General features: G+C 67.9%; 7 protein-coding genes and 2 pseudogenes. 3 read left to right on the forward strand and 6 right to left on the reverse strand.

The window, feature by feature from the left end:
- Positions 1-43: 43 nt before the first annotated feature.
- Positions 44-756: pseudogene (locus ACFVUH_RS36615) on the reverse strand (IS5 family transposase); the annotation flags it as partial.
- A gap of 261 nt (positions 757-1,017) precedes the next feature.
- On the opposite strand from ACFVUH_RS36615, the gene ACFVUH_RS36620 reads away from it, so the two are divergent.
- Positions 1,018-1,509: a hypothetical protein gene (locus tag ACFVUH_RS36620; RefSeq protein WP_387917916.1), complete on the forward strand. Its 492-nt coding sequence runs from the start codon at positions 1,018-1,020 to the stop codon at positions 1,507-1,509.
- Positions 1,510-1,798: 289 nt separating this feature from the next.
- Here ACFVUH_RS36620 and ACFVUH_RS36625 read toward each other — a convergent pair whose 3' ends face one another.
- Positions 1,799-2,401, reverse strand: a complete 603-nt coding sequence (locus tag ACFVUH_RS36625; protein WP_387917917.1) for an SMI1/KNR4 family protein — start codon at positions 2,399-2,401, stop codon at positions 1,799-1,801.
- A gap of 1,739 nt (positions 2,402-4,140) precedes the next feature.
- Here ACFVUH_RS36625 and ACFVUH_RS36630 point away from each other — a divergent pair.
- Positions 4,141-4,683: a hypothetical protein gene (locus ACFVUH_RS36630; protein WP_387917919.1), complete on the forward strand. Its 543-nt coding sequence runs from the start codon at positions 4,141-4,143 to the stop codon at positions 4,681-4,683.
- A gap of 202 nt (positions 4,684-4,885) precedes the next feature.
- Here the strand turns inward: ACFVUH_RS36630 and ACFVUH_RS36635 are convergent, their stop codons facing one another.
- The 3 genes from ACFVUH_RS36635 to ACFVUH_RS36645 form a co-directional block, all read right to left on the reverse strand.
- Positions 4,886-5,395 carry a hypothetical protein gene (locus tag ACFVUH_RS36635; RefSeq protein WP_387917920.1) on the reverse strand — a complete coding sequence of 170 codons (510 nt, stop codon included), beginning with the start codon at positions 5,393-5,395 and terminating at the stop codon, positions 4,886-4,888.
- A 37-nt stretch (positions 5,396-5,432) separates the two neighbouring features.
- Positions 5,433-5,642: a hypothetical protein gene (locus ACFVUH_RS36640; protein WP_387917921.1), complete on the reverse strand. Its 210-nt coding sequence runs from the start codon at positions 5,640-5,642 to the stop codon at positions 5,433-5,435.
- A 315-nt stretch (positions 5,643-5,957) separates the two neighbouring features.
- Entirely contained in the window at positions 5,958-7,121 is a 1,164-nt protein-coding gene (locus ACFVUH_RS36645; RefSeq protein WP_387917923.1) for an NAD(P)/FAD-dependent oxidoreductase, read from the reverse strand.
- 345 nt (positions 7,122-7,466) lie between these two features.
- On the opposite strand from ACFVUH_RS36645, the gene ACFVUH_RS36650 reads away from it, so the two are divergent.
- On the forward strand, positions 7,467-8,006 hold the full coding sequence (locus ACFVUH_RS36650) for an SMI1/KNR4 family protein (protein ID WP_387917924.1): 540 nt from the start codon (positions 7,467-7,469) through the stop codon (positions 8,004-8,006).
- Positions 8,007-8,075: 69 nt separating this feature from the next.
- Here the strand turns inward: ACFVUH_RS36650 and ACFVUH_RS36655 are convergent.
- Positions 8,076-8,822: pseudogene (locus ACFVUH_RS36655) on the reverse strand (transposase family protein); the annotation flags it as partial.
- Positions 8,823-9,001 lie beyond the last annotated feature (179 nt).

Genomic DNA, 9,001 nt, shown 5'->3' on the forward strand with positions numbered 1-9,001 from the left:
TGCCGTCCGGAGCCGTCGTAGGCAGATGATGCTGCAGGCGAGTTCGGACCGTGCCCAGCCCGGAACCGTGGGCAACACCGCGTCGGGCGATCAGCGGCTTGACGCCGCGCTCCCGCAGCAAGCGGCGGTACTTGTCGAAGTCGTAGCCGCGGTCGGCGTACAGGCGCCGGGACTTGCGGCGAGGGCGTCTATGCAGGCCCCGGATCGGAGGGACAGCATCCAGCAGCGGCAGGAGCTGGGTGACTCATGGCGGTTGCCGCCGGTGAGCGTGACGGCGAGCGGGGGTTCCGTGGCGGTCGACGATCAGGTGGTGCTTGGACCCAGGGCGGGCGCGGTCGACAGGCGAGGGGCCGACATGCTCCTTCCTTTGAGGGCCCGGACGTGTGAGCCGTCCACGGCACAGTCGCCCAGGTCCAGCAGGTCTCTGCGCGGCGCAGTTCGGTCAGCAGGGCGGAGAGCGGCCGAGGCCGGACGCCGGCCTCGGTCCAGTCCCGCAGCCGGCGCCAGGCCGTGGCGCCGGAGCAGTCCACGGTCTCGGTGGGCACGTCGCGCGAGGCAACAGGTTCGCAGTACGTACATGACGCCCGCGAGGGCAGCCCTGTCCGGGACACGGAGTCGCCCGGGATGGCGGTAGCACCGCTCGGGAGCGGGTGGCAGCAGCGGAGCCACCCGCTCCCACGAGTCGTCCGGAGCAAGATCAGAACGCCCCGGACACCCTGCCGACCAAGATCGTCGAGCGCAAGACTCACAGCTCAACTCATTCTGAGAGGGACGTCTGTAGGGTGATGTCCGTTTTGAGGTGAGGTCGAGAAGCGGTCATTTGGTGGGCCGGGCCGAGTCGCTGCCGGGGGCGCCCAGGTGGAAACGACGCAGTGCAAAATCGCGTGAGTATGTGGGGCTGCATCTGCAAGACTGCTCCGGCGTGAGCACTTCGAACTCCCTTCCGAGATTCTGCGAACCCCTGATCTGCTGAACGCCTACCAGGCGGTCCAGCGCCTGCTGAATCTTGCAATCCCCATGGACAAGTTCCAGGTCAGCGCGGAGGCGCAAGCACTGACGCTGACAGAGGCACAGCACATGATTACCGCCTTCCCGAAGGCCACGGTCAGCCCTGACGACCCCTACCGGCCCGAGTCCAACGATGAGGTCCGACACATGATCGCGGCAGGGGACCCGCGGGTGGTGGCACTGCTCCCTGTCACGCTCCACCTTGAGAGTCAGCCGGTTGGGTCGGTCGAGGGGAAATTCTTCAGCGTGATCGGCTCCGGGCCGGCTTCGATCGACTGGGACTTCTTCAGCTGGCCGGCCGCTCCGGAACTCGGCCTGGCGGTCCGTAACAAGGACGCTTATGTCCAGATCGCAATCAACAGTCGGGACGTGTACCAGGACACGCCCGCGACGGATCACACGGTCTTCATCCACTTCCGGGAGGGTGACGTGGCGCGTGCCGAATGGCTGGCCCAGCAGGTTGGGCTGCAGCCGATCGGACCGGTGGAGTACGGCTGGTAGCTGCCGGTGATGCCCTGGCCCCGGAGGTCGTGGCGGCTTCGCCCGGCTACTGCTTCCTGGAAAAGCTGCCGGTGTCGGCCTCCGCGAGGGCGTCGAGTTTGACAAGGCGTTTCAGCTTGGCGCGGGTACCTTCGATGTTCTTCGGCAGTGGTTCGTGGTCGAGGGCTTCACAGACATCACGGACCCGAAGTAGGCCGGTAGCCTCGTTGAAGACGGCGAGGATGCGGGGATAGTCCGGGTGCTCGGGCGGGGTGGTCTGGACCGGGAGACAGACTGTCCTCTGAAACGATCAGTAAGGGCGGCGGGGCCCGAACCGCTCTACGGGACCGGCACCCCCTGGCGCCAGAAGGTCGGCCACGGGCAGAGGATTGGGAAAGTCCTGAGCACTATTTGGGCCTGCCATGTCCTCGCCTACGAGATACCGGTAGAGCCACTCCGCAAACCCCATGTCATATTGATAGAACTCGAGGTCGTCCCCCACGAAGACGACGATCTGCCAGCGCCCCCTCAATTGATCATTGAGGAGGAAGACCTCTTCCCCGTGCGCAGTGCCGGACACCGGAATCAAACCATCAGGGCCACCGAACCCGAGGGCGCGCGAAAAACCCGGGAAGTTGTCAAGCGAAAACGAGCATGCCCGATAGGCAGCCACCGTCTCGCGAATATGCGATCCGAGATTATAGTTCACCGTCCCCGGATTCGAAATCCGAATCGACCAGCCAAGTCGGATCGGCGCATACCACTCCGTGAGGACCTTGAGATCTTCCGGAAGCATCACGCCGAGCTCCCCTTCCAATTCTCGCCAGCTCGCAGCCGCCACGCCCGGACCGCCCGCCGGGCCAATGACTGCACGCAGTTTCTCTAGATAATCCACTTCAACCCCCGGTTTCAAGGACCATATTGCAGGCAATTGCGGGCATCAATCGCAGCCTCGCCGCCCGGAGAATGCCTAATGATGCAATGCTCTTATATTTTATCCTCAAGAATTACTTAGATTGAACTCGTGATGTCGGGGTAGCTCCGGCGCAGGAACCGTAGCAGCCTGACGTGCCCGCTCCAATTTGCGGGTGTCCGAAGCTCGCTGTCGCAGACTCACTCCGCCCGATCGAGGCTGTCCTCAAGCAGGGCATCGTGCAGCCAGCGGAAGGCGAGTGGCCAGGTGAGCCTGGCCGCTCCGCGCATGGTCATCGCAAGCGTGTGCCGCAGCACCGCGCTACCGTGGCGGGCGGGCGGCTGTGGCGGCACTTGAGCTTGCGGCTGACGATCTCGAGGCTGCGGGATCGTCGCCCGGATCCCGCGCCTGCGCAGGTGCTCGCGGATGGCCCGCGAGAAGTGGGCCCGGTCCGCCGGAACCACGACGGGCCGGGTGAGCGGCCGACCGACCGGCACGTCCGCCCGGATGGGGTTCGCTCCTGCCGTGCCCCGGTCCTGCCGGGCTGTCCCGCTCGTCGGGGGGCAAGGGCCTGCTGCTCCCCGGCCGTCTGCCGGGCCGGAGTCGCGCCTGTTCATGGTGGCCGCCGTCCGGGCCCGCAGCGGCACGGGCGGGGGAGGTGACGGTCGGAACGGACTGCTGGCTCCGTCTTCCTGCCCGAACCGGCGGCCACGGGGGCGACTGCCTCGCGGCCGCCGGGGCAGGCAAATCGTTTGTTTTCCAGGGGATCCCAACCAAATCGCGGCACGGTCGCGATGCTTCAACTCCGGTGTCTCCAGGCCCGGTTAAGGTCGGTTCAGTCCCACGGGACCAGACGTCGGACGGCCGTCGTGCGGCGCCCCGTGGACCTGCCCGATTGGACCGGTGTGAAGTGAATCGAACGTATCACCGCTCGTTGGACCGTCCGTCGACCACAACCGTCCGGGGCCGGATGGCCTCGGCGGCGAGCGCCGCTGCGGTATTGGCATGCGTCCTCACCGGCGTCGCCGTCGGCGTGGCCGGCGGCTCGCCGACCGTTGCTGTGGCGGCGGTCCCGGCGCCCACTGTCGACATGGGCCCCGTCTGGCCCGAGGCGCACGCGGGGTCCGGTGCCACCACCAAGGCTCCCAGTCCCAGCGTCACCAGGCCCGGCACCCCCGCTACCTCCAAGCCCACCGTCCTCCCCACCACCCCACGCCCCGTGGCCCCCGCCGCGGTGCCCGCACCCGACGCGGAGGCGCCTCTGCCCGCTCCCGCAGTCCGGCCCCTCGCGGCCGGGTGAGCAGCCGGGTTCCGTCCGGGCGAACATGTGCGGAGCCAGGCGACGAGGGCTGCTGCGGTGACGGTGCCGAACCAGGCCTATCCGCGTTCGTCGTGTCGGTTGACGACGGCTCCGGCGTGGTTGGGTAGCCGGGCCACGTTGCCGTGGCCCGGTCCCCTCAGAATCGGGCGTGCCTGTGTTCTCCCCACACACGCGGAGGTCAGCCGCAGTGCATCCGCTGGGTGACGGGCGAGGCGCGGTCCTCCCCGCACCCGCGGGGGTCAGCCGCCCGAATCGGAGACGCAGGTCGAGGGCGAGGCGTCCTCCCCGTCGGCGCGGGGGTCAGTCGACGCGCGGCTGCACGCTGGTCGTCTGACCCGCCCCCGGACCGGGCCGGGACGTGATCACGATTCGGTTCCGGCGCCCACGTGGCCGAGCGTCGGCTGGGATCCTCGCCGTCATGGACGAGACCACCGCCACGCCGCCGCCTGTTCCTACCGCCATGCCAACCGCGGTAGTAGTCGAGCAGTCGGCCGCGCCGAGCGTGCGGGTACCGGTGTGGTTGTTCGCCGGTGTGGTCGGCATGGCCGTCGGTGCCGGTTCGGTGGGCTTGGTGTGGGGGCTGTCCCCCGGCGGGTCGGCCGGCCCGAGCACAGCGGCGACGCCTGCGCCGTCGAAGAGCGAGACGTTCATCCTCGCCGGGAAGATGACACTCAAGGATGGCGGCGCGGCCACTGCTGCGGAATGCGGGGGCCAGGGCGGCTACGACGACATCGGTCAGGGAACCCCGGTGACAGTGTTCAACGAGAACGGCAAGGTACTCGCAAAGGGCGCGCTCGGAGCCGGGAAGGGGAAAGGCCTGGACGGCTGCGTCTTCACGCTCAGGGTCGAGGAAGTACCGATCGGCCCGCAGTTCTACCAGGTGGAGGTCAGCCACCGGGGAAAGATCACCCTGCCGAAGGCGGAAGCGGAACTCGGCCTGATGAACGTCGAACTGGGCTGAGCACGGGCCGACCCAGGGCACGACCACGACTTCCGAACCACCAACCGAACACCCTCCAAGGTGCCCAGAAACACGAAGCCGAGGCAACAGAGCGCACACAGTGTCGCAGGCGCCTGCCACGATTAGGAGTCTGTGATCGGGTGACCTGTATCGGAGCCCGTACATTGCTGCTGGTTTCTGTGGGTGTCGGTCAGGATCGGACTCAGGGGACCTTTCGTGTTGCCGAGTCGGGATCGATGCCTCGGCTCCGTAGCCGCGCGCCGACACGCTCCCACCGCTCAGCGGGAAGGCTCCACCCGATCACCGATCCGGTGTCGCTCGCGGAGAAGGAGACTCCCGACCCGGCCGGGCCCCAGATCTCTGCGGAGATGGTGTGCGGCACGAGGGTGATGAACCATTCGCGCTGCCGTTCGTCCGTCAGATCCACGACGACAGCGCTCTCCCCCTCCCGGGCCCTCGTCGCATCGGCGATCGCGGTGAGGGCGAACTGGGCGCCCGAAGGCCAGGGGAGGTCAGAAATCAGATCGATGTCGATCGAAGCCGCACCAGGTGCGACTTCCAGAATCACCTCCTCAACCACCGTCCGCCGTGTCCCCGGAGTGACCCCGTCCAGGAGGAGGAAGTCAAGCGGTCTTGGATTCTGATCATTGCGGCCCCTGCGGCGCAATTCGAAGGCGGTGAGTGAGTGCGCGAGTGAGTGTTCGGCGGACATCGGTCTGCTCCTCCGGTGAGGTTCTGTGTAGGTCGTTTCATCGTGCGTGGTCGCCTGGTACGTAGTTCTTCCAGGTTTCGCCTGCCTCGGCGGTGACGGCCTCGGTGCAGACGGTGTGGTAGCCGAGCATCCCGGCGACCACGGATGGCTGTGCCTGCAGGACCAGTTGCCGCAGCGCGGCGGTGCGGCCGTGCGGTGCGGGGATGCCTGCGACGGTGATCCGCCTTCCGACCGTCGTGGGGGCCATGGGCTGTCCGGCCCGGCGGCCAGGGAAGAGACAGTCGCTGGCTGGCATGATTCCGCCAAGCCGATTCGGCCGCCCGACACGGGCATAGTCCCGCAGCAGGCCGGCGAAGGGCTCGGGGACTGGGGTGGGTGGCTCACCAAGCCCGAGCAGGGATCTGGTCGCCGTCGGCGATGACGTTGTGGACGGTCAGCCGGACCAGGTGCCGAATCGGCTGGGCGGAAGGCCCGGCGGGGCATCGCCTCCCGCTGCGGCAACCCCCAGCGAGCGACCTCGCCGGCCTCCACCTCCGGGGCGCGATGATCTGGATCAAAGACCTCACCAGTACCACCCATTGATCACAACCAAATAATCGGGCAGCCGCCCGCTGGTCGGGGCTGAGGCCTTCGGGTTCAGTGGGTGATTTGTCCGGTGATGGGCATTCTCTTGGCAGCATGCGGACCAGGTCATTCGGGGTTCCCGAGTTGTTCCGCCACACGCAGCGCCAACAAGGCTGCGAGCGTCACCCCGGGATGTGCGGCCAGTGCGACGACCCCGGGAGCACTCGCCAGCGGTACGCACAGCACGCCATCGCCTGCCGGGATCGGGCGGAGGCCTGTGGTCACGCTCCCCAGCACCGGCTCCCGGGGGAGTCCGAACGCCTCTCTCACGGCACTCAGAGACGCGCGCGCCCGCGCCCGCCTCGCCGTCGACCAACGCGCCCGGGACCACGTCCTCGGCGCCGACGAAGCCGTGGCGGGCGGACGGCCGGATCTCGAACGCCGGCGTGGACACCACCCGATCCAGGCGTAGTTCCGGCGCGGAGAAGGTGAAGCGCGCTGCCGGGACATCGGGGACTTCGATGTGCTCGCCGAACTGCTCCGCGAGGGCAGGCAGGCCCGTCCCGCAGGCGAGTACGACCCGATCGACGACGAGAGCCACCCCGGTGCTCCTCAGCTCGTAGCCGCCCGCCCGCCGCGCCCGGACGCGATCCACCTGAGCGGCGACGACGGTCGCTCCGCCGGCCCGAGCGCGGGAGAGGAACGCACGGCGCAGGTCGTCCGGCTCGACCATGCCCTCGTCGCTCGCGTGGGCGACGACCGGCGGCGGCACCCGCAGGCCGGGGAGGATCTGCCGCAGAGCCTCCGCCTCGACGATCACGACGCCAGAACCCGATTGCTCGGCGAATCGAGCCGTCGCAGCCGCTGTCGACGCCCAACTCACGGCGCCGTTCCAGGTGATGAGGCCGCGCAACGGCGTCGTGACGCTGCGCAGCGCGCTGCGCGATCGGGAGAGATCGCCCCGATCGCGCACGACCGGCGGCTCCGCGGCAGACCCGTGCGCATTGAGCCAGCCGAACGCCACATCCGTCACAGGCAGCCGCGACTCCTCCGCCGTACAGATCACGACGGACAGGCCTCGGCGTACGAGTTCGTCCGCCACCGCCGCCCCCAGCACACCCGAGCCGACCACGGCGACGCGCAACACGCTCTCCCGAACCATCTACCCATCTCCTTCTCCTCGGTGATCGTCACTGAGCGTCTTCGGGTTCGCCACTCCGGGGTGACGCCATGGCCCTCGCTTGAGTCCTGGAAGCTGTTCGGCTGGGCCCGCCGGGCACGGTGGCTTGTCTGTGAAAGTCGCGGGCGGGCAGTTCGCTGAGGGGCCGACCCTGCGCTTCGGGGCGGAAGGCGATCGTGGGGAGGGATGGAACACGCGCTCGAAGTACCATCCCTGCAAGGTTCTCCGGCCGGTACTTCTCAACCTCCGCAGTGGCGTAGTCGGACGGAGACATCCCTGCAGAGAGGGCAGAGGGCGATGAGTGTGGCTGAGAGTTGGTCGCGTGTGATGAGTCTTCTTCGGGAGCACGCGCCGGCCGATCACGCGGATCTGCCGGGGCCCGCTACGGAGCAGATGCTCGCGGCAGCCGAAGAGCGGATGGGGATCTCCCTGCATGTGGACCTGCGGACGTGGCTGCTGCAGAACAATCCGGACCTGCCGGTGGAAGACGTCGACGACGACGTGATGTGCTGCGGCTTCGACGGGTTCCCCGACGAGGGAAGCTTCTTTCTGGGTATCCGGGCAATGGAGAGGCTTTACGCGAACCGCTCGACGTCCTGTGGATTCGACCCTCCGGACCAGCCGGACTACCCGTTCTGGCGTAACGAGTGGATCCCGTTCCTGTCCGACCAGGACGGCTGGAGGGGAAAGTTCATCGATGTGCGGGACGGGCGTGTCGGCAGCTGGTTCGTGGGTGAGATCACGGTCACGGGCGAGTACGCGTCGATGGCCCAGTACTTCGACTCCGTGGCAGAGACGCTGACGAGGATCGCTGATGGAAGCTCCCCGGTCTGTCGGTTCACCGAAGGCCGACTTGCCTGGTCGTGAGACGGTCCTCAACCGGATGTCGGCCATTGCCAGGCCGCCCTCACCTTGGAACGACAATGAGCCTCGTCGGCGTTGACGTTCCAGCGTGAGGACGGCTGCGGCGATGACGGTCATCCGGTTGGGGCTGCAGCGGGCCCGGCGGAGGATCTGCCAGGACCTGAGTCGCGCGATGCTTCGTTCGACCGGTACTCGTGCCGCTGACAAGGCTCGGTTGATCGTCCGCCGGGTCGTGGTGAGGTCCAGGCCGGGAAGCCGTCTGATGGGTGTGGTCACCCAGGAGCCGGCCCCGATGCAGGCGCGGTCGGCGAGCACGGGGACGCCCTGGCGTTCGCAGATCCGGATGATGCGGTGGGCACGGGCCGCGGTCGGGTCGTGGGTGCGGCCGGGCAGCGCGGGTGAGATCCACAGCAGCTTGCCGGTGGGATCGGCCACGACCTGCACGTTCACGCCGTGATGGCGGTGCTTCTGGGCGAAGTCGGCCCGACTGTCGCCGACCCGGTCGCACTCGGCGAGCGTCCCGTCGAGCAGGACGTACTCCGGGTCGGTCTCGCGCAGGACCCGCAGGAGGCCGGGTGCTTGGCGGGACAGGTTCCCGACAACGGCCGTGACGTAGGTGTGGGCGGTCCCGACGGCTATGCCGAAGCCGGCGGCGATCTGTGCGAGCGTGTCGTGCCGGCGCAGGTACACCAGGCCGACGAGAGCGCTCTGGTGAGGCGGTAGTTTGCAGCGTCGGTCACCCTCACGGGTGACGATGAGCATGGATACCCACTCGACCAGAGCGTGCGGCAAGTCGAATGCGGCAGGACGGGGAACCAGCGAGGCACCTGCGCTGATGAATTGAGACGTCGAGCACATCTCTCAACGGCACGGGAGCCTCGTGTGTTACGGGACGCTGGCCCGTCACCCGATCCATACCGTTCGTCGTGGGCCGTTCCGGTCATTCGTAGGATCGGGGCACCCAGGGGTGCTGGGTATGGCTGTCACCCGACCGCCGA

Origin of the sequence: Kitasatospora sp. NPDC058032 (assembly GCF_042885845.1) — a bacterium.
Classification (GTDB): domain Bacteria; phylum Actinomycetota; class Actinomycetes; order Streptomycetales; family Streptomycetaceae; genus Kitasatospora.